We start from the raw sequence: 20,600 nt of genomic DNA, 5'->3' as shown, positions 1-20,600 counted from the left end.
GCCCCGGGCGGTGGACGCCCGGGGCTCGCGGAGGTGGAACGGGTGGTGCGGCTCAGCCGCCGACGAAGGCCGCGAGCAGCAGCCAGGCCACCGGGGCCGTCGGCAGCAGCGAGTCGAGCCGGTCCATGATGCCGCCGTGGCCCGGCAGCAGGGTGCCCATGTCCTTGATGCCCATGTCGCGCTTGATCATGGACTCGGCCAGGTCGCCCAGGGTGGCGGTGACCGCCGCGCAGCCGCCCAGGATCAGGCCCTGCCACCAGGCACCGCCGTCGATCGCGTACTCCATCAGCAGCGCGCCCGCGATCATCGACAGGCCGATGCCGCCGGCCAGGCCCTCCCGGGTCTTGCCGGGACTGATCGTCGGCGCGAGCTTGTTCCGCCCGAACTTGTAGCCCACGGCGTAGGCGCCGGTGTCGCTGCAGATGGTGACCACGAGGAAGATCAGGATCCGCCAGGCGCCGTCCTCGGCGGCCAGCATCAGCGCCACGAAGGTCGCCAGGAACGGGACGTAGAAGGCGGTGAACACACCCGCCGTGACGTCCCGCAGGTAGTCCTCCGGGGGCTTGCTCATCCGCCACACGAGCACCGCCAGGCCGGTGAGCGCCAGGACGGCGGACGCCCACTGCCCGCCCGCGGTGTAGCCGACGAGCGGCATCGCCACCGCGCCGGCGACCAACGGGACCATCGGCACGTGCACGCCCTTGGTCTCCGCCAGGCGGGAGTTCAGCTCCCAGACGCCCACCGCGACGGCCGCGACCACGACCACCAGGAAGAGCGCCTTGACGAAGAACAGCGAGGCGACGATCACTGCGCCGAGGCCGACCCCCACGCCTATCGCGGCAGGCAGATTGCGGCCGCCGCGCTGTTTGCGGGGCTGCTGGTCGGTTGGGGCCACGGGTGTCTCCTGCGCGGGGGGCATGGTCCGATTCTGTGCCGCAGTGCCCCTTCGGTACACCACAGGCTGCTGCGAGTGACCCGTTCGAGGCCGACGGGGGTCGCCGGCACGGGGGCCACCCGCAGCAGAGAACTCGGTGGCGAGCGTTTCGGTTCCGCCCCGGATGCCCTGGGCGTCGGGGGCGTCGTTCATCAGACCTCGAGGAGCTCGGCTTCCTTGTGCTTCAGCAGCTCGTCGATCTGGGCCACGTAACGGGCCGTGACGTCGTCGAGCTCCTTCTCGCCGCGGCGGCCCTCGTCCTCGCCGACCTCGCCGTCCTTGACGAGCTTGTCGATGGCGTCCTTGGCCTTGCGGCGGATGGAACGGATCGAGACCTTGGCGTCCTCGCCCTTGCCGCGCGCGACCTTGATGTACTCCTTGCGGCGCTCCTCGGTCAGCTGCGGGAACACCACGCGGATGATGGAGCCGTCGTTGGACGGGTTGACGCCGAGGTCCGAGTCGCGGATCGCGGTCTCGATGTTGCGCAGCGCGCTCTTGTCGAACGGCGTGATGACGGCCATCCGCGGCTCCGGCACGGAGAACGACGCGAGCTGGTTGATCGGCGTCAGGGCGCCGTAGTAGTCCGCGACGATCTTGTTGAACATCGCCGGGTGGGCACGGCCGGTCCGGATGGCGGCGAAGTCGTCCTTGGCGACGGCGACGGCCTTCTCCATCTTCTCCTCGGCCTCGAGGAGGGTCTCTTCGATCACTGTCTGCTCCCTGTCCGGTTCATCTGCTGTAGTCCCGTACCGGTGCCCCGGACGGCTGATTGCTGCTCAGGGCCGGGCGGATTCCTGGCTGATGAGTGTGCCGATCTTCTCACCCTTCACCGCCCGGGCGATATTGCCCTCGGCCAGCAGCTCGAAGACCAGGATCGGCAGGTCGTTGTCCTTGCACAGGGTGATTGCCGTCAGGTCCGCCACCTTGAGGTCGCGGGCGATCACCTCGGTGTAGTCCAGCGAGTCGAACCGGACCGCCGCCGCGTTGGTGCGCGGGTCGGAGTCGTAGACGCCGTCGACGCCGTTCTTGCCCATCAGCAGCACCTCGGCGTGGATCTCCAGCGCGCGCTGCACCGCCGTCGTGTCGGTGGAGAAGTACGGCATGCCCATACCGGCGCCGAAGATCACCACACGGCCCTTCTCCAGGTGCCGCACCGCGCGCAGCGGCAGGTAGGGCTCGGCGACCTGGCCCATCGTGATGGCGGTCTGCACGCGGGTCTCGATGCCTTCCTTGATCAGGAAGTCCTGCAGCGCCAGGCAGTTCATCACGGTGCCGAGCATGCCCATGTAGTCCGAGCGGGCCCGGTCCATGCCGCGGACCTGTAGCTCCGCACCTCGGAAGAAGTTGCCGCCGCCGATCACCACGGCGACCTCGGTGCCGGCGCGGACGACGGTGGCGATCTCGCGGGCGATGGCGTGCACCACGTCCGGGTCCACGCCGAGGCCGCCGCCGCCGGCGAAGGCCTCACCCGACAGCTTGAGCAGCACCCGGCGGCGCGAACCGTCCTGCGTGTCCCGGCCGGTCTCCAGCGTCTCCTGCATGGACTTCTCCTTCTCCACCTGCGGACTCGCAGGGCTGCATGTGCTGCTCACAACACCGGGAGTGCGGTGCCCGGCTCTGTGCGTACGCGCTGGGCGCGTACACGCGAGGAGGCCACTGCCGCGGGAACCGGTACGGTGTCCTGCACGGCAATGGCCTCCTCGTCGTTCATGGTGCCGACGCGCCCCCCGAGGGGTGCTGGAGAGCCCGATCGGCGCGTTCCCGGCCGCTGCTGCGGCCCGGCGCGCTTCCTACCTTAGGCCGGAAGCGCCGGGGAACGGGTTTCAGGCGCCGACGCGGAAGCGGACGAAGCGCTTGAGGGCGACGCCGTTCTCCTCGAGGACCTTGGCGACGGTCTTCTTGTTGTCCTTGGCGAACGCCTGCTCCAGGACGGAGTTCTCCTTGACGAAGCCGGTGACGCGACCCTCGACGATCTTCGGCAGGGCGGCCTCGGGCTTGCCCTCCTCGCGAGCGGTGGCCTCGGCGACGCGGCGCTCGTTCTCGAGGTCCTCGGCCGGGATGTCCTCGCGGGAGAGGTACTTCGGCGCGAAGGCGGCGATGTGCTGCGCGACGTCCTTGGCGACCTCGGCGTTCTCCTTGTCGAGCTCGACGAGGACACCGATGGTCGGCGGGAGGTCCGGGTCCGACTTGTGCATGTAGACGCCGACGAAGCCGTCGCCGTCGAACTGCGCGAAGCGACGGAAGACGATCTTCTCGCCGAGGGTGGCGTTGGCCTCGTCCACGAACTGCTGGACGGTCTGGCCGGCGGCGATCTCGGAGGCCAGGGCGGCCTCGAGGTCGGCCGGGGAGGTGGCGGCGACGTGCGCGGCGATCGCGTTGGCGACCTCGACGAACTTGCCACCCTTGGCGACGAAGTCGGTCTCGCAGTTCAGCTCGACCAGGACGCCGGCCTTGTTGCCCTCGGCGATCAGCGAGGCGACGGCGCCGTTGGAGGCGTCACGGCCCTCGCGCTTGGCAACGCCCTTCTGGCCCTTGATGCGGAGGAGCTCGACGGCCTTCTGGACGTCACCCTCGGCCTCGTCCAGGGCCTTCTTGCAGTCCATCATGCCGGCGCCGGTGAGCTCACGGAGCTTCTTGACGTCCGCGGCGGTGAAGTTCGCCATGGTGTGATCTCTTCTCACGTCTCGCGTGTCTGCGTGGGGTGGTGCGGGGCCGGTGGTTCGGCCCCCGCACGGGAGAGAGGGGCACCTACCGGTGTCGTACCCGGTGGGTGCCCCTCACCCTTGGTACGTCAGGCCTGCTCGGCCTCGGCGGCCGGAGCCTCGGCCGGAGCCTCGGTGGCCGCAGCCTCGGCGGCGGGGGCCTCGGCGGCCTTCTGGCCCTCGAGGATGTCCTTCTCCCAGTCGGCCAGCGGCTGGTCGGCGCCCGGCTCGGCCTTGGTGTCGCCCTTGGCGACACCGGCGCGGGACTTCAGGCCCTCGGCGACGGCGTCGGCGATCACACGGGTCAGCAGGGTGACGGAGCGGATCGCGTCGTCGTTGCCCGGGATCTTGTAGTCGACCTCGTCCGGGTCACAGTTGGTGTCGAGGATGGCGACGACCGGGATGTTGAGCTTCCGGGCCTCGCCGACCGCGATGTGCTCCTTCTTGGTGTCCACGATCCAGACGGCGCTGGGAACGCGCTGCATGTCGCGGATACCGCCGAGGGTCTTCTCCAGCTTGTCGTACTCACGCTGGAGGACCAGGAGCTCCTTCTTGGTGAGGCCGGAACCGGCCACATCCGTGAAGTCGATCTCGCTGAGCTCCTTGAGGCGCTGCAGACGCTTGTAGACGGTCGAGAAGTTGGTCAGCATGCCGCCGAGCCAGCGCTGGTTCACGTAGGGCATGCCCACGCGGGTGGCCTGCTCGGCGATGGCCTCCTGGGCCTGCTTCTTGGTGCCGACGAAGAGGATGCTGCCGCCGTGGGCAACGGTCTCCTTGACGAACTCGAAGGCGCGGTCGATGTAGTTCAGCGACTGCAGGAGGTCGATGATGTAGATGCCGTTGCGCTCCGTGAAGATGAAGCGCTTCATCTTCGGGTTCCAACGACGGGTCTGGTGACCGAAGTGGACGCCGCTCTCCAGCAGCTCCCGCATCGTGACGACGGCCATGGCCGTGCTCCTCAGGTTTTGCGCCCGGCGAGCCGCTCCGCTGGGGAGACGGGGAACCGGGTCTCTCGGTTGTGTCCGCGGCGGCCGGGTGACCGCCACGCCTGACGCCCCGGGCGTGCCAAGCCGCCGCGGCCTGGACGGCACTGGGCCGGCAGGCTCGGCGGACCGAGCGGCACTCGCACCGGACGGAGACCACGCCGACCCCTTGCGGGACGGCCGCTCCACCGGTGGCGGGGCGTGCGAAGTCGACCCGGTGGACCGGGTCGCGTGTGAAGTGTACGGGAAGGCCCGAGTTGCGGGCGACTCCGGCGGCCGGGAACACCCGGGCGAACAGGGGCAAGCGGGGATCGGTTCAGCGGGACGTGGGACGGCGTTCACTCCCGGCCGGACGGCGCTCCCCGGCGGACCGGAGTCGTTCACCCGGCCGGGTGACAGTGGTTCTCCACAGGGCGGGGTTGTCCACAGGTCCTGCGGCGCGGTGCTCGGGGCGCTCCTGCGGGGGCCAGCCTGGCCGGCATGAACCACCGTCCGATCGGTCCTCCGATCCTCCTGATGCGCCGGTGCTCGTTCCCGTGGCGGACCCTGTTCCGGAGATCACTGCTGATGGCGAGGCTGCGGGTGCCCGGCCTACTTCGGGTGCCCGGTCTACTGCGGCCGTCCCCGGGGTCGACCGGGGCGCCGCCTCCGGGGTTGCCCACGAGGCTGCCTCCGGGGTTGCCCCCGGACGCCCGAGGCGGGCTGTTGCTCGCGCTGATGCTGGCCGGCACCGTCGCCCTGATGCTTCCGCCGCCCCGGTCCGAGGTCGGCGCCCTCCGGGTCGGGCGGTCGGATGCCGCCGCATCGATCGGAGCGGTCCGACCGGTGGGTGTGCCCGGGCCGCTGGGTGTGCCCGGACTCGTCGGTGCGCGCGGACCGGTGGGTGCGCCGGCCTCACAGGACGGCCGGGCACCGACCGGCGATCGCGCCTTCCGCCGCGCCCCCGGTGCCGGTCGGGCCTGGCCGGTGGGCGGGCCCGGTGCACTGCTCCGCCGGTTCGAGCCGCCGGCTGCCCGCTGGGCGGCCGGGCACCGGGGCGTCGACGTGGCGGCGCCTGTCGGCACGCCGGTCCGGGCCGCCGCTCGCGGCGTCGTCTCCTTCGCCCGATCGGTGGCCGGACGACCGGTGGTGACGGTCACCCACCCCGCCTCCGGGAATCCCCCGTTGAGGACGACCTATCTGCCGGTCGAGGGCTCGGTCGCCGCGGGCACTGCCGTCGGGGCGGGTGAGGTGATCGGGAACCTCGCCGGCAGCGGCCACCACTGCCCTGCCGGGAACTGCCTGCACTGGGGACTGCTGCGCGGCCCCCGGTACCTCGACCCGCTCGCCCTGCTCGGCACCGGCCGCGTCCGGCTGCTGCCGCTCGACCACCACGCCTCCGGCGTCGGCGGCAGTCGGTCGGTGACGGCGAGCCGGGGATCCGGGTCGGCGTCCCCGGAGGACGGCTCCCCCGCGCGGACCCGGCTGCCGGGGTTCGGCAGCCGACCGCACGCGACGGGCTGCCGAACGGGGTGCGGGCCCCGGGCCGGCCTACCTGCGGTCGCCCCCCGCCAGCCCGTCCAGCGCCAGGGCGACGGCCGCATCGGCGATCGCCACGGCCTCCTCCGGGGTGGCCCGCTCCGTCTGGCGCGAGGCCGTGTCGATCACGCCCTGCAGCAACAGCGCGGCAAGGCGGGGGTTCGCGTGGCCCAGCTCCGCCAGGGCGTCGACGACCAGCGTGACCAGACCGCTGTGCGCCGCCCGGATGCGCTCCCGGGCAGCGTCGTCCAGTTCCACTTCGGAGATCGCCGTCACCGCGAGGTGCCGCGGATCGGCCGCCAGGTGCAGTTGCCCGCGGATGTACGCCTCCAGCCGGCCGCGGGCGTTGTCGCACACGGCCATCCCCGCCTCGATCTCGGCGGTCCACAGCGGGAGGTCGGCCGCGCAGAGCTCCTCCACCACGGCAGCCCGGGAGCGGAAGTACTCGTACACGGAAGACCGGGCCAGCCCGGTCCGGGCGGCGAGGGCCGCGAAGGTCAGCGCCTCCCGGCCGCCCTCGGCGAGCAGCAGGCGGGCGGCGTCCAGGAGCGCAGCCCGCTGCAACTGGCGATGCTCGGCCACCGTGGCGGCCCTGATCTTCGGCACACTCCTACTCTACGGAGCCTTACGGCAGCGCCGACCGCCACCACGCGAACCCCCTGGCGTCCCCCGGCGCACGGCCCGACCCGCGCGCCGTGTCCCGGCACGGTGCCGTCCGATCCGGTGGTGCCCGACCCGATCCCGTCCGATCCCGTCCGGTGCGGTCGGGCCCGCTCGGTCAGAGCCGATCCGGCGCGGGCCTGCGGGCCGAAGCCGTCCCTCGACCGTCCGCGGAGCAGCTGGCCGGCCGGGTCAGCGGGCGTCGGAGAGCTTCGCCCTCAGTTGCAACACCGACTTGGTGTGGATCTGGCTGACCCGGCTCTCGGTCACCCCGAGCACCTGACCGATCTCCGCCAGGGTGAGGCCCTCGTAGTAGTAGAGCGTCACCACCGTCTTCTCCCGTTCGGGCAGGGTGTTGACCGCCGTGGCGAGCAGGCGGCGCAGCTCGCGGTCCTCCGCGATCTCGACCGGGTTGTCCGCGCCGGTGTCCTCCAGGGTGTCCATCAGGGTGAGGGCGTCGCCGCTCTCCCCGATGGGGTGGATCAACTCGTCGAGGGCCATGACGTTGGCGAGCGACAACTGGCTGAAGATCGCGTGAAGGTCATCCAGCGTGATGCCCATCTCGGCGGCCACTTCGGGCTCGTGCGGCGTGCGCCGCAGACGGGCCTCCAGGGTGGCGTACGTCCGCTCGACGGTCTTGGCCTTCTGCCGCACCGACCGGGGGATCCAGTCGAGGGCGCGGAGTTCGTCGATGATCGCCCCACGGATCCGGCTGATCGCGTAGGTCTCGAACTTGATCGCGCGATCGATGTCGAACTTCTCGATCGCGTCGATCAGCCCGAACACGCCGGAGGACACGAAGTCGGCCTGCTCCACGTTGGCCGGCAGGCCGACACCCACCCGGCCCGCCACGTACTTGACCAGCGGCGAGTAATGCAGGATCAGCTGCTCGCGGAGCCGCGGGTCCCCCGACTCCTTGTAGGAACGCCAGAGCATCTCCAACGCGCTGCGCTCGCCGGGGGCCTTGGCGGCACGGCCGGCCGATGCCTGCTGTCCGAGCCGCCCGGAGGTCGGCACCGCGGGTTGTGTCGCGGGCTGAGCCGCGGGCCGGGCAGCCGCAGCGGGCGCAACGGGTGGCTTGACGGGGGACGGCACCGACTTGGGGGTCGTCACCTCCGGGTGGGGCGCCGCCGGGGTGCCCGGCTCGGGGAGGGTCGGGCGGTGGCCGTCGGGCTCCGTCCGCGCTCCGTCCCCCCGGCCGGACTCCGCTGCGGCGCCCGAGGTCGATCCCGGTGCTGAAGCCGGCGGTGTCGACCCTGATGTCGGTGCGGGCACCGGGACGGGCGTCGCCGACTCCGGACGGGCGGGCTCCCGGGGTGCCACCGGCCGGCCGACGGTCTCCACGCCGTCCGGCACCCGCTCGTGCCCTCCTCCCCCGCCGACCGGGAGCGCCGGAACCGGGCGCACGGGGCCGGGGAGCCGCCGGGCCACCGTCCGGTCCGCGCCTCCGGAACCACCGGGGGGTGCGGCGGCGTCGGCTCCGGCCCGGCGGGCGGTCGGCCAGGGCCGTTCCCCGCCCGGTGCCGCCGGTCCGCTCCTGGCCGGCACGCTCCTCGACGGCGGGGGCTGGTCGGCACGGGCATGGACGTGGGAGTGGCTCGGCTCGGCCTCGTACGGATCGGTCCGCCGTGCCCCGCCCTGGGCGGACCGCCCACCGGCGCTGCCCTCGACGGCGCGGCGCTGGTCGGGACGCGCCTCCGGGTAGGGCTGGCGGGCGGCAGCTCGCTGAGCCTCGTCCGTACGGCCCGTCCGGTCGATCTGCTCCTCGCGATACCGCCCGTGCAACTGCGGACCGCAGGCCGCTTCCGGGGCCACCGGCGGGCCGGCCGGCCGCTCGTGCGTGGTGGGCACGGCGTGCGGGAGGGCCGACGGTCGGGCAGAGGTCTCGGGGACGGTCGGCCCGACCGCTCCTTGGGCTTCCGCCGTCGCAGGCGGGCCCATGGGGGCGCGCGGCACCAACGGGTGTGCCGGGGCGGACGGAGCAGGATGCGCTGCGGAGGGCGCGGGCGCCGCAGGCCCGGACCGCGCGGGTGCGGTGGGCGGGGCTGCTGCGCTGCGGGTCTCCTGCTGGCCTGGTGAGAGCGGCCGACCCGGCACGCGGGTCTGGCCGACCGACCGGGCGGGGTTCAACAGCGTCGGCCCCTGGGGCCCGAGGTCCGCCGCGGGACGGGCCCCGGCCCCAGCCCTTCCCGCAGACCGGGCGTCACCGGTCACCCTGTGTCCCGGAATGTTTGTGGGCATGCGTTGGTCTGCGCCGTTCTGCCGAGTCATGTGCTGATAGGGAAGCCACAAGGGAGCGTAGCGTGACCACGTCGATGCGGTGTGCTACCGCCACTCGGTCGTCGCCCGATCCGGTGGCCCACCCGGCGCGTGCCCGCGACGCGCGCCGGGGCGTGTCGCGACCCTCAACGGCGCCTGACGAGCCGCCAATGGGCGCCGAATCGCTCGACGTAACCGAGCGAGACCAACTCGTACAGATGCTGCAGCACGGCGTCCGGAGAAAGTCCCGCCTCCCGGGCGAGTCGGTCGACCGGCGCTCCGTCCGCGCAGCCGGGGACGGCCTCCAGCACCCGGGCCACCGAAGGCTCCAGCAGGTCCCGCGGGAGGACGGGGCCGGATCGGGGTGGTGCGAGGTCGTCGCCGATCGCTCCGACGAGTTCGGCGATGTCGGACGCGTCGGTCACCAGCGTGGCGCCGCCGCTGCGGATCAGCGCGTGCACACCGGCGGACAGCTCCGAGGTGACGGGGCCGGCGACGCCCATCGTGTGCCGGTTGAGGTCCCGCGCCCGGCGGGCGGTGCTCAGGGCGCCGCTGCGGACGGCCGCCTCGACGACGACCGTGCCGCGGGTGAGCGCCGCTATGACGCGGTTCCGCAGGACGAACCGGAAGCGGTTGGGATGGACTCCCGGTGCCAGTTCGCTGACCAGCAGCCCCTGCTCGGAGATGCGGCGGATCAGTTCGGTGTTCCCGGGCGGGTAGCTCATGTCGACCCCGCAGGCGAGGACGCCGACGGTGGCGCCGCCGACGGCGAGGGCGCCCCGGTGGGCGGCCGAGTCGATCCCGTAGGCGGCGCCGGAGACCACCACCCAGCCGCGTTCGGCCAGCTGCGAGGCGATCTCGCCGGCGACGTGCGCGCCGTAGGCGGTGCACGCCCGGGAGCCCACCAGGGCGACGGAGCGCAGCGCCAGCAACCGGAGCGACCCGGTGCCCCGCACCCAGAGGCCGACCGGACGGCCCTCCCGGAGGTCGTCCAGCTGGCTGGGCCATTCGGGGTCGCCCGGAATGATGAACCGTCCGCCGTGCGCCTGGACGAGGCGGAGGTCCGCGACGGGATCGAGCGCCGCGCAGCGGGCCCGGTAGTCACCGACCCGGCCCGGGTCGAGGCCGTACGGACCGGGCTGCAGCCGGCCCCGGACGACGTCGACCACCGTGGTGGCCCCGAGTTCGGCGAGCCAGCGCCCCACCACCGCGTCACCGGGCTCGGTCAGCCGGGTGAGGGCCGCTCGGGCCAGGCGCTCGGGTGACGGAGCCGGGCCTCCCCCGGGCGGCGACGCCCGCGCCGCGTCACCCGGTGGGCACCTGTCCGGACGGACGTCCTCGGTGTCGGTCGTGCGGGGCGGACTCGTGGAGGTGCTGCTGGTGCTGTCCATGCCGGACTCCTCGGTCCTTGGTCCTCGGTTGATGTGTCGATGTGTCGATGTTTTGCGTGCCGTGCGCCATGGGCCGTGCGCCATGAGCCGTGCGCCATGGGCCGTGTGCCGTGTGCCGGGGCCGGTCCGGTCGGCGGGGCGGTCACGGGTCGGCGATGCAGTCGCCGTGGTCGTGGTGGGTGTCGCGCGGGAGTCGCGGGCGCTCGGCCATCGGGCCGCGGTGCACGCCCGTCCGCAGGGCGAGCGCCGTCCGGACGTCGGACCGGCCGGGTCGGTCGCGGCCCGAGAGGTCGGCGATCGTCCACGCCACCCGGAGCACCCGGTCGAGCCCGCGGGCCGTCAGCAGTCCCCGTTCCAGATCCCGTTCGGCGTCGGTGAGCGCGTCGGGCTGCAGTCGCCAACGCGTCCGCAGTTCGTGGCCGGGGACCTCCGCGTTGGTGCGCCAGGGAGTCTCGGCCAGCCGGGCGGCCGCGCGGTGGCGGGCGGCCAGCACCCGGGCGGCCACGACGTCGGTGGACTCCGCCGTGTTGTCGCGGGTCATCAGTTCGGCCCGCGAGACGGAGGAGACCTGGACCTGGAGGTCGACGCGGTCCAGCAGGGGGCCGGAGAGCCGGGCCTGGTACCGGTTGACCGTCGTCGGGGTGCACTCGCAGCCCTCTCCGCGGATCGAGTGGCGCCCGCAGGGGCACGGGTTGGCCGCCAGGCAGAGCAGGAACCGGGCCGGCAGGCGCATGGACCCGGCGGCGCGGGCGATCATCACCTCGCCCGACTCCAGCGGTTGGCGCAGTGCGTCGAGGACGCGCACCGGGAACTCCGGCGCCTCGTCCAGGAAGAGCACCCCGCGGTGGGCCAAGGAGACGGCACCGGGCCGGGGCATCCCGCTGCCGCCGCCGACGATGGCGGGCATCGTCGTGGAGTGGTGCGGCGCGCAGTAGGGCGGGCTGTCGATGAGCGGCCGGTTGGGCGGCAGCAGTCCGGCGACCGAGTGCACGGCCGTCACCTCCAGCGCCTCCTTCTCGGTGAGCGGCGGGAGCAGCGCGGGCAGGCGCTCGGCCAGCATGGTCTTGCCGGCGCCTGGTGGCCCCTTCAGGTAGAGGTGGTGGCCTCCGGCGGCCGCGATCTCCAGGGCGTGGCGGGCCTCGTACTGGCCGGCGACGTCCGCGAGGTCGGGCCGGATCGTGTTCTCCGCGGCGATGTCGCGCACACCGATACCGGGCAGCAGCAGCCCGGCCAGCAACGGGTTCGGCCGGCCGGCGAGCGTGTCGGGCTCGTCGTCGGGTGGGGGTGCGTCGGTGAGCACTGCGATCAGTTGGCGCAGGCTGCGGACGCCCATCACCGAGACGCCCGGTACGAGCGAGGCTTCGGCCGCGGTCTGCTCCGCCACGACGACCTGGCGGTATCCCGCGTCGGCGGCTGCCAGGACGGACGGCAGGACGCCCCGGACGGGCCGGACCCGGCCGTCCAGGCCGAGTTCGCCGATGATGAGGAGTTCGGCGATGGCGGCCGGGTCGATCCGGTCCGCGGCTGCCAGTACGGCGCAGGCGACGGCCAGGTCGAAGCCGCTGCCGCTCTTGGGCACGGAGGCCGGGCTGAGGCCGACGGTGAGTTTGCGCTGCGGCCAGCTCTCGCCGCTGTTGACGACCGCGGCGCGGACGCGGTCGCGGGCCTCCGAGAGCGCCTTGTCGGGCAGGCCGACCAGGGTGAACGCGGCCACGCCGGGTTCGAGGTCGGCCTGGACCTCGACCACCACGCCGTCGACACCGACGAGTGCGACCGAACAGGTACGGGCGAAGGTCATGTCAGAGCGCCCCTCGGAGGTGCTCGACCAGGGCCGCGCCCTTGGCCCGGTTGACGACGGCCACCAGATCGATGCGGACGCCGCCGGGCGGTGGTGGTGGCGGACCGGCGCCGGGGGCTGCTGCGTCCGAGGCGGCGGTGCCGCCACGCTTCGCCGCGGTCCGCTTCCGGGCCCGGCCCTTCCCGCCGGCCGGGCGCTCGGCTGCCCGCTCGTCCGGCGGCTCGGACTGCTCGTCGGTCCGTGCCGCGTCCTGTGGCTCGGAGTGCTCCCGGGCCGCCTTCCCGGTGCGCTTCGCGGCCTTCATCCTCGGCCGCACACCCGCACCCGCAACATGGTCCAGGTCCACCGGATCCCGGTCCGGAAGGTCCGGCAGCGGGAGCCCGACCGAAGCCGAGGGGGTCGAGTGGTCCGGTGCGGCCGAGGGCACGAGCAGTCCGTCGCCCCGGGGCACGTACGTCACCCGCTCGGCGAGCAGTTCGAAGTAGGTGGGCCAGCGTTCGGCGAGCCAGCGCTCGGCGAGTCTGCGCAGCCGGTCGGCCTTCGGCCGGTCGATGCCCTCGGTGGGCTGCTGGAACGCGCGTTCCGAACGCGTCTTGACCTCGCAGATCGCGAGGGTGTCGCCGTCCAGCGCGACGATGTCGAGTTCACCCTCGGCGCACCGCCAGTTGCGTTCGAGGATGTGCAGGCCCTCGTGGGCGAGCCTGCGGGCGGCCACTTCTTCGCCGTAGCGGCCGAGACCGTTGTTGGAACTCTGCACGGCCATCACCTCCGTGCCACGGAGGTTGCCGTGCGGGCCGTGGCGGGAGCGCCGCGGTGTCAGGACCTGTGGACAACCCGGGCCTGTGGACAACCCGGGTCCCTCGCAGGGGTGGCTTTGCGGTGCCGCTCTGGACACGGGGCGACCGACCCGTCCATGCTCGGTGCTCCGGACGCGGCGCTGCCCGCTGCCGACAGCCGATGCCGCCGGTCGCTGTCGGCCGACGCATCCGCGGTCCCGGTCGGCGCAGCAGGTGCTTCCCCAGTGGCGTCCCCGGTCGCGTCCCCGGTGGCCTCGCCGGTCGTCTCGCCGTTCAGTTCCCGAACGACGCGTCGTCGGACGGCAGCTCCAGGTCGCTCTTCGCCAGCTCCTCGATGTTGACGTCCTTGAAGGTCAGCACCCGCACCTTGCGGACGAACCTGGCCGGCCGGTACATGTCCCAGACCCACGCATCCGCCATCGACACCTCGAAGAACACCTCGCCCTGCACCGAGTGGACCTGCAGGTCGTAGTCGTTCGTGAGGTAGAACCGCCGCTCGGTCTCGATCACGAATTTGAAGAGTCCGACGACGTCCCGGTACTCCCGGTAGAGCTTGAGCTCCATCTCGGTCTCGTACTTCTCGAGGTCTTCGGCACTCATCCAGGCGTCCCCTCACTCGTCACGTCCACCCCATTGTGGACCACCGCACCCGCCGTCAAAGCCGTACCGGTGGGACCGGCGGGCCTTGCGCGACCAGCTGTTCGACCAGCTCGGCCAAGCCCGCCGGGTAGACCGTCTCGGCGGTGCCGCGCAGTTCCTCGACCGTCCACCAGCGGGCGGCGAGCAGCAGCGCGTGCTCGCCGTCGCCGGCGGTCGCCGGGCCGGTGGCGCCCGTTCCCGCGGCGGTGAGGCCGAAGGCGTCCGGCTCGGCCTCGGTCCGGGCCAGGTGGAACCACTGCTCCTGCTCGTACGCCTGCCCCTGGAAGGAGAACGTCACCGTGCCGTACGCGACCACGGGCCCCAGCTCCACCTCGGCCGGGCCGATCTCTTCGGCGAGCTCGCGCAGGGCCGCCTCGCGCAGGCCCTCGCCCGGCTCCAGCCCGCCGCCCGGGGTGATCCACCACGTGGTGCCGGGGACGGCCGGGTCGAGCCCGCGCAGGAGCAGCACCCGGTCGCTGCGGTCCAGCAGCAGCACGCGGGCGGCGCGGCGGCGCAGGGCGGCCAATCCGCTCACCTCCTGGTTCCGGGGCCCACAGCGGCCCGCGTCAGCGGCGGGTGCGTCGGCCGACCCAGCGGACGACCGACACCGCCCAGCCGGCGGCGCCGGCCGCGAGGACGAGGGCTCCGCCGCCGACCGCCGCGTAGGCGGCGGGGACGAGCAGGCCGTGCGCCGAGGCGGGCCTGCCCTTCACGTCGTCGAAGGCGGTGGTCCGCGGCACGGCGGCCGTCCGGTCGGAGGGCCAGACGATGCCCTCGACGCGGGCGACCACGTCGGTCGCGGCCACGGTACCGCTCGCGAGGTCGAGGTGGCTGCGGGAGTCGAGCGAGTTCGACCGGGAGTCGCCGAGCAGGAAGATCCGGCCCTCGGGCACGGTGATGCGGTAGCCCTCGCCGGGGCCGAGGTGCTGGTCGGTGTAGGGCTCGTCGACGGCGGTGCCGTTGACGGTGAGGCGCCCGTCCGATCCGCAGCAGGCGACGGTGTCGCCGCCCACGGCGACCACCCGCTTGACCATGGTGGCGCCGCCCCAGAGCGGTTCGCTGAAGACGACGACGTCGCCGCGGCCGACGGACGCCCCGTCCGTCCGGTGGGCGAGGACGGTGTCGCCGTTCTTCAGGGTGGGCGTCATGGAGGTGGTGGGGATGCGGTACGGCCGGTACTGCAGCGCGAGGTAGGCGAATCCGCCGACCAGCATCGCGAAGCCGACGGCGATGGCGACGCCCTGGAGCAGCGAGGCGATGCTCCGGCGGGGCCTGCGGGGTGTCGCCGCGGTGGCCGGACGCTCCGTGACACTGCTCATCGCGGTCGCACCTTCCTGGTCGGTGCGGGCTCGGCCGGCTCGCTCCTGAGTGGTCCGCGCCTGCGGTACGGGCACTGCACCGGGCTCCGGAGAGCCGGCGAGCCGCGGCACGTCCGAGCAGATTACTCGTCGGTACCGCGGCTCGCGCAAGAGTCGGCGGCGGATCGTTTCCCGGGGCCCGCCCACCCCGCTCCGGCGCCGGCAGCCGCTTCGGTGCCGGCGCCCGGGTCAGCGCTTCTTCCGGCGCAGCAACCAGACGGCCGGGACGGCGGCAGCGGCCCCGGCCATCGGCGGCAGGAGCGGCGCGGAGGCGGAGGCGGAGAGGCCCTTCTGGTCGAAGGTGTCCGGCACCGGCAGGGTGGACCAGTCGCCGATCGGCCAGGCGACGACGAAGGCGCGGCCGACGACGTTCTTGACCGGCACCGTGCCGCCACCGGGCTGGTCCTGGTGGTAGCGGGAGTCCAGCGAGTCGCCGCGGTGGTCGCCCATGACCCAGATCCGGCCCTCCGGGACCTTCACCGGACCGAAGGGCTTCTCGCCGCACGGGGTGTTGCCGGGGTACAGGTACGGCTCGTCCAGGGCGACGCCGTTCACCTTGACCGGCCCGCTGCCCTGGCACTCGACCGTGTCGCCGCCGACCGCGATGACCCGCTTGATGAGGTCCTTCTCGTTGGACGACGGCATCAGGCCGATGAAGCTGAAGACGTTCTGGATGCCGCGGACGAAGGCGTTGCTGTTCTGCTGGGTGGGCTCGTCGTTCAGCCAGCCGCCCGGGTCGTGGAAGACCACGACCTCGCCGCGCTCCGGCTCGGATCCGAACCAGGGGGTCAGCTTGTCGACCAGGACGCGGTCGCCGATCTTCAGTGTCTGCTCCATCGAGCCGGACGGGATCGAGAAGGCCTGGACGAAGAAGGTCTTGATCACCAGCGCCAGGATCAGCGCGATGCCGATCAGGATCGGCAGTTCCTTCCAGAACGACCGCTGCCGCTGCGGCCGCCGGGCGGCCTGATCGGGGTTGTCCTGTGCGGTGTCGTTCTCCTCCGCGGCCTCACTCACCACGTCCTCCGCGTCGTTCGGGGCACCGACGAGCCTACCGCCGGCGGCGGCAGCCGTGCCCGCGTCGGCGGGCTGCACGGCCTGTCCGGACTGGGCCGACCGGACCGCGCGGCCCCCCGTGCCCTCGGGCTCCGGCGCGCCCGAGCGGGCACCGACCACCAGATCCCCCACGACATCTCCTCCCTGCTGTGCGGACGCCCGTGCGCCCGCGCTCACCAGTGCCGCACAGCGGGCACCACGCTCCGTAACCGACCGTCGACCCGCATCAGCCTGCCCGCAGGGGGCTCGTCCGACACCGGTGGCGACCCGAGAACCCGGGAAGGTCACGAGAGACCATGCGCCGAGCATTCCAGCACTTCTCTATCACTCCCGATCGGCCCGCCCGTGCTCCCACACGGCGGCCGGATCCATCAACCGGACCGGCGGGTCCGCCGTGGCCCGGTCGACCTCCGCCTGACGGCGAACGGAAGGACGCCCAACACACCCATAACGAGCGAGGGTTCCGCAGGAGTCGGCGGAAGGCCGACCAATCCGGTCGGCGCGGGGAGTGCCGCGGCGGGTGCCTGTTCGGTCGACGCGGGCGTGACCGGGGACGACCCGGGTGCCGAACCGGCCCGGATCGAGGAGAGTGACGTCGGCACGTCGAGTTGACCGAGCCTCGGCAGCGGCCAGGCGATGAGGAAGGCCCGGCCGACGACGTTGCTCACCGGGATGGTGCCGTTGCCGGGGTTGGACATGTGGAAGCGGGAGTCCGCCGAGAGGTCGCGGTGGTCGCCCATCACCCACAGCCGCCCTGCGGGCACGGTGACCTTGAACGGCTGGCGGGACGGCACGTTGCCCGGTGCCAGGTAGGGCTCGTCCACCGGATTGCCGTTGACCTTCACCCGCCCCTGGGGGTCGCAGCACTCCACGGTGTCGCCGGCCACGCCGATGACCCGCTTGATCAGGTCGTGCTCGTTGTCGGAGGGCAGCAGGCCCACCGAGGAGAAGACCTGCTTGACCTTCTTGACCACCGGCCCGTCGTCGGACGGGTTGCGGTCGTTCTCCAGCCAGCCGCCGGGGTCGCGGAAGACCACGACCTCGCCCCGGCCCGGCTCGTTGCCGAACCACGGCGTGAGCTTGTCCACCAGGACGCGGTCGCCGATCTGGATGGTCTCCTCCATCGACCCCGAGGGGATGACGAAGACCTGGACGAAGAACGTCTTCAGCACCAGTGCGATCACCAGCGCGACGACCACCACCAGGGGTATCTCGCGCAGCAGCGAACGCCGCCGGCGGCGGGCGGCCCGCTGGGCCGTCCGGCGCCGGTCGGCCCGGCCGCGCACCGGGGTGCTCGGGCGGCCCTGCTCCGGCTCGGCCTCGATCGTCCTGCCCCTACCTCGGGTGCCCATGACCACCAGTCCCCCCTGTTGCGGCGAAAGCCTCGGGCCGGTCGAGCGAAGTCCAGCGGCCGAACGGGAAGACCACCCACTCGGCGCGGCCGATCACCCTGGACTCCGGGACGAAGCCGCCCCCGGGCTCACCGAGGTGGTCGCGCGAGTCGCGGGAGTCGCTGCGGTGGTCGCCCATCACCCAGAGCCGTCCGTCCGGCACCACCACGTCGAAGGGCACGCGCGACGGCGCGTCCCCGGGCGCCACGTAGGCGCTCTCGTCCAGCGGTACCCCGTTCACCCTGAGCCGTCCGTCCGATCCGCAGCACGTCACCCTGTCGCCGCCCACGCCGATCACCCGCTTCACGAACACCGAGTCGCCTCCCGGAGCGAGTCCGAGGCGGTCCAGCAGCCGTCGGCCGGCCGAGGGCTCGTCCGCGTACGGCAGGAAGGAACCGGTCCCGTCGAACACAACGACGTCGCCGCGCCGTACGTGCCCGCCGAAGGCGTAGGCGAGTTCGTTGGCCACCACCCGGTCGCCGGGCCGGAGGGTGTTCTCCATCGAACCGGACGGCACCGCGAACGGCCGTGCCACGAAGGCGTTCACCACGAGCAGCAGGATCAGGCACGTCCCGGCGATCAGCAGGAGGTCGCGGCCCCAGCCCCGGCCGGAGTCCTCCTCCGGGGCCGGTTCCGGGGCGGATTCCGGGGCCGGTTCCGGACCGGGATCCGGGTCGGGACCGGCGGGAACGACCACGGACCGCGCCGGATGGTCCGCACCGGTGGGTGCGGACCATCCGTCGCGGTCCGTGGAAGGTTCGTGCGTGGTCATCGGGCTGAGCTTATCCCCAGGGCCTGAAACGCCAAGGCCTGCGGCCCGGGAGCGTGCGCCCGGCCCGAGACTCCGTGTCCCGGCGGACCGGGACGACGGATCAGTTGTCGCGCTTCTCCTTGATCTTCGCGGCCTTGCCGCGCAGGTCACGGAGGTAGTACAGCTTGGCGCGGCGGACGGCACCGCGGGTCACGACCTCGATCTTCTCGACGACCGGGGTGTGCACCGGGAAGGTGCGCTCCACGCCGACGTTGAAGCTGACCTTGCGGACGGTGAAGGTCTCACCGATGCCGGAGCCCTGACGGCGGATGACGACGCCCTGGAAGACCTGGACGCGGGAGCGGTTGCCCTCGATGACCCGGACGTGGACCTTGAGGGTGTCACCCGGACGGAAGGACGGGATGTCGGACCGCAGCGAGGCCGCGTCGACAGCAGCGAGCTTGTTGCTCATGGTGCTCTCCATCGCAGACGCCACAGGCCGTCCACGGAAGTCGTGAGAAAGGATGGTGCTGCGGGCCGCATGGACTGGCGACGAACCCCCTGTGGCGGGCGCGTCGGGCCACGTGGCGACCCCGAGGGGGACGCCCAGCGACAGACAACAGTCGCCTATTCTTCCACAGCCCCGGCCGTCGACCGAAATCGGCCGGCCTCCTCGTCCCAGACCAGGCCGAGCAGGTTGAGCGCCTCGCGCTCCTTCTTGTCGAAGGAGCCGAGCCGCCAGCGGTCGACCAGGTCGGGCCGGTTGGCCAGGGTCCGGGCGAAGGCCTGCTCGCGGCGCCAGCGCGCGATCTTGCCGTGGTGGCCGCTGAGCAGCACCTCCGGCACCTCGCGGCCGCGCCACTCCGCGGGCTTGGTGTAGACGGGGCCTTCGAGGAGATCGACCATGGCGCCGGGCGCGAAGGAGTCGTCCCGGTGGGACTCGGCGTTGCCCAGCACCCCGGGCAGCAGCCGGGCGACGGCCTCGACCATCACCAGGACGGCGACCTCGCCGCCCGCCAGCACGTAGTCGCCGATCGACGCCTCGACCACCGGCATCCGGGTGGCGGCCTCCTCGATGACCCGTCGGTCGATGCCCTCGTACCGGGCCGGGGCGAAGGCCAGCCAGGAGCGGCCGGCCAGGTCCTGGGCGAGCTCCTGGGTGAACGGACGGCCGCTCGGGGTCGGGACGACGAGGGTCGGCACCTCTCCCTCCGGCCCCTGGGCGAGCACGGCGTCCAGGGCGGCGCCCCACGGCTCGGGCTTCATCACCATGCCGGGGCCGCCGCCGTACGGGGTGTCGTCGACGGTGCGGTGCACGTCGGTCGTCCAGCTGCGCAGGTCGTGCAGGTGCACGTCCAGCTGGCCGCGCGCCCGGGCCTTGCCGACCAGGGAGACGTTCAGCGGCTCCAGGTACTCGGGGAAGATCGTGACGACGTCGATCCGCATCTCACTCACGCCCGGCACCGCCCGCCGACTCCTCGCCGCCCTCGGCGCCCGAGCCCTCTTCGGAGCCCGAGCCCGCCTCGGAGCCCGAGCCCGCCTCGGAGACGGGGCCGACCTCGGAGACCGGGCCGGCCCCGGCGTCCGTCTCGGACTCCAGCGGTTCGATCAACCCGGCCGGCGGCGTGATCACGGCGCGCTGGTTCTCCAGGTCGATGGTGGGGACGATCTGCTCGACGAACGGCACCAGCACCTCGCTGCCGTCCGGCCGGGTGACCGTGAGCAGGTCCTGGTACGGCAGGTGGACGACCTCGGAGAGCTCGCCGATCAGGGTTCCGTCGGTGAGCACCACGTCCAGGCCGATCAGCTGGTGGTCGTAGTACTCGTCCGGGTCGTCGGGGCTCTCCTCCGGGTCGACCTCGGCGATCAGCATGGTGCCGCGCAGCGCCTCGGCGGCGTTGCGGTCCTTGACGCCGGCGAAGCGGATCAGCAGCCTGCCGCTGTGCACCTTGCCGGACTCGACGGTCAGCGGGCCTGCGGAGGCCGGGTCGGTGAGCAGGACGGCGCCCGGTCCGAGCCGGAGTTCGGGTTCGTCGGTGCGGACCTCGACACTGACGTCGCCCCTGATGCCGTGGGCACGGCCGATCCTGCCGACGACGAGCTGCACGGTGATCGTTCTCCTGGGTGTTCCCGCGCCCGCGGCGCGTTCCTGGCTCCGGCCGGCCTGGCTCCGGCCGGCCCTGCTCTGTCTGACCTGGTTCTCGCGACCCGGCCCTCGTGGCCCGGTCTTCGCGACCCGGTCCCCGGCGTCCGACCCGGTCCCCGGCGCGACGAGATCGAGCGGGCCGGTCCGACGGCGGTCCTCCACCGGCGGGTGTCGGTCCCCACCCGCCGGCGTGCCCGGGTGGCGGCCGCAGGGGTCT

At 72.9% G+C, this 20,600-nt stretch carries 18 protein-coding genes and 2 pseudogenes; 1 reads left to right on the top strand and 19 read right to left on the bottom strand.

Going from position 1 to position 20,600, the window contains the following annotated elements; translation table 11 throughout:
• Positions 1-52: 52 nt before the first annotated feature.
• The 5 genes from AB0442_RS37515 to rpsB form a co-directional block, all read right to left on the bottom strand.
• Positions 53-1,087, bottom strand: coding sequence for a phosphatidate cytidylyltransferase (locus AB0442_RS37515; RefSeq protein ID WP_366168017.1), 1,035 nt, complete (start codon positions 1,085-1,087; stop codon positions 53-55).
• Positions 1,087-1,644, bottom strand: coding sequence for a ribosome recycling factor (gene frr, locus AB0442_RS37510; protein WP_344625123.1), 558 nt, complete (start codon positions 1,642-1,644; stop codon positions 1,087-1,089). The genes AB0442_RS37515 and frr overlap by 1 nt, the downstream gene beginning before the upstream one ends.
• Positions 1,645-1,710: 66 nt before the next feature.
• Positions 1,711-2,475, bottom strand: a complete 765-nt coding sequence (gene pyrH, locus AB0442_RS37505; protein ID WP_030275672.1) for a UMP kinase — start codon at positions 2,473-2,475, stop codon at positions 1,711-1,713.
• Positions 2,476-2,757: 282 nt separating this feature from the next.
• Positions 2,758-3,597, bottom strand: coding sequence for a translation elongation factor Ts (gene tsf / locus AB0442_RS37500; RefSeq protein ID WP_344625124.1), 840 nt, complete (start codon positions 3,595-3,597; stop codon positions 2,758-2,760).
• Positions 3,598-3,725: 128 nt separating this feature from the next.
• A complete protein-coding gene (gene rpsB / locus AB0442_RS37495) occupies positions 3,726-4,583 on the bottom strand; it encodes a 30S ribosomal protein S2 (protein WP_363543826.1) in 858 nt (285 codons plus the stop codon).
• Positions 4,584-5,099: 516 nt separating this feature from the next.
• Between rpsB and AB0442_RS37490 the strand changes: the two are divergent.
• Positions 5,100-5,930: pseudogene (locus tag AB0442_RS37490) on the top strand (M23 family metallopeptidase); the annotation flags it as partial.
• A 219-nt stretch (positions 5,931-6,149) separates the two neighbouring features.
• Here the strand turns inward: AB0442_RS37490 and AB0442_RS37485 are convergent.
• The 14 genes and pseudogenes from AB0442_RS37485 to rimM form a co-directional block, all read right to left on the bottom strand.
• Positions 6,150-6,719: a TetR family transcriptional regulator gene (locus AB0442_RS37485; RefSeq protein WP_363543918.1), complete on the bottom strand. Its 570-nt coding sequence runs from the start codon at positions 6,717-6,719 to the stop codon at positions 6,150-6,152.
• Between the two features lie 270 nt (positions 6,720-6,989).
• Positions 6,990-7,814: an RNA polymerase sigma factor WhiG gene (gene whiG / locus AB0442_RS37480; protein ID WP_366168016.1), complete on the bottom strand. Its 825-nt coding sequence runs from the start codon at positions 7,812-7,814 to the stop codon at positions 6,990-6,992.
• A 1,388-nt stretch (positions 7,815-9,202) separates the two neighbouring features.
• Positions 9,203-10,447 carry a DNA-processing protein DprA gene (dprA, locus tag AB0442_RS37475; RefSeq protein ID WP_366168015.1) on the bottom strand — a complete coding sequence of 415 codons (1,245 nt, stop codon included), beginning with the start codon at positions 10,445-10,447 and terminating at the stop codon, positions 9,203-9,205.
• A 142-nt stretch (positions 10,448-10,589) separates the two neighbouring features.
• On the bottom strand, positions 10,590-12,245 hold the full coding sequence (locus tag AB0442_RS37470; RefSeq protein WP_366168014.1) for a YifB family Mg chelatase-like AAA ATPase: 1,656 nt from the start codon (positions 12,243-12,245) through the stop codon (positions 10,590-10,592).
• 505 nt (positions 12,246-12,750) lie between these two features.
• Positions 12,751-13,008: pseudogene (locus AB0442_RS37465) on the bottom strand (YraN family protein); the annotation flags it as partial.
• Positions 13,009-13,315: 307 nt separating this feature from the next.
• Positions 13,316-13,642 (bottom strand): DUF2469 domain-containing protein, encoded by a 327-nt coding sequence (locus AB0442_RS37460; RefSeq protein ID WP_030275680.1) that lies wholly within the window; start codon positions 13,640-13,642, stop codon positions 13,316-13,318.
• Between the two features lie 55 nt (positions 13,643-13,697).
• Positions 13,698-14,216, bottom strand: a complete 519-nt coding sequence (locus AB0442_RS37455) for an NUDIX domain-containing protein (RefSeq protein WP_366168013.1) — start codon at positions 14,214-14,216, stop codon at positions 13,698-13,700.
• Positions 14,217-14,247: 31 nt separating this feature from the next.
• Positions 14,248-15,000 carry a signal peptidase I gene (gene lepB / locus AB0442_RS37450; RefSeq protein ID WP_366168012.1) on the bottom strand — a complete coding sequence of 251 codons (753 nt, stop codon included), beginning with the start codon at positions 14,998-15,000 and terminating at the stop codon, positions 14,248-14,250.
• 228 nt (positions 15,001-15,228) lie between these two features.
• On the bottom strand, positions 15,229-16,227 hold the full coding sequence (lepB, locus tag AB0442_RS37445) for a signal peptidase I (RefSeq protein WP_366168011.1): 999 nt from the start codon (positions 16,225-16,227) through the stop codon (positions 15,229-15,231).
• Positions 16,228-16,466: 239 nt separating this feature from the next.
• Positions 16,467-17,447, bottom strand: a complete 981-nt coding sequence (gene lepB / locus AB0442_RS37440; RefSeq protein ID WP_366168010.1) for a signal peptidase I — start codon at positions 17,445-17,447, stop codon at positions 16,467-16,469.
• A complete protein-coding gene (gene lepB, locus AB0442_RS37435; protein ID WP_366168009.1) occupies positions 17,431-18,258 on the bottom strand; it encodes a signal peptidase I in 828 nt (275 codons plus the stop codon). The genes lepB (AB0442_RS37440) and lepB (AB0442_RS37435) overlap by 17 nt, the downstream gene beginning before the upstream one ends.
• Positions 18,259-18,358: 100 nt before the next feature.
• On the bottom strand, positions 18,359-18,709 hold the full coding sequence (rplS, locus tag AB0442_RS37430) for a 50S ribosomal protein L19 (protein ID WP_263103501.1): 351 nt from the start codon (positions 18,707-18,709) through the stop codon (positions 18,359-18,361).
• A gap of 155 nt (positions 18,710-18,864) precedes the next feature.
• Positions 18,865-19,683 carry a tRNA (guanosine(37)-N1)-methyltransferase TrmD gene (gene trmD / locus AB0442_RS37425; RefSeq protein ID WP_366168018.1) on the bottom strand — a complete coding sequence of 273 codons (819 nt, stop codon included), beginning with the start codon at positions 19,681-19,683 and terminating at the stop codon, positions 18,865-18,867.
• 1 nt (position 19,684) lies between these two features.
• Positions 19,685-20,344 (bottom strand): ribosome maturation factor RimM, encoded by a 660-nt coding sequence (rimM, locus tag AB0442_RS37420; protein ID WP_366168008.1) that lies wholly within the window; start codon positions 20,342-20,344, stop codon positions 19,685-19,687.
• Between the last annotated feature and the right edge of the window lie 256 nt (positions 20,345-20,600).

Source organism: Kitasatospora sp. NPDC085895 (assembly GCF_040702125.1).
GTDB classification, from domain to species: Bacteria; Actinomycetota; Actinomycetes; order Streptomycetales; family Streptomycetaceae; genus Kitasatospora; species Kitasatospora arboriphila.
Note: the sequence above shows the minus strand (reverse complement) of the source record. Positions and strands in the feature narration are given on the sequence as shown.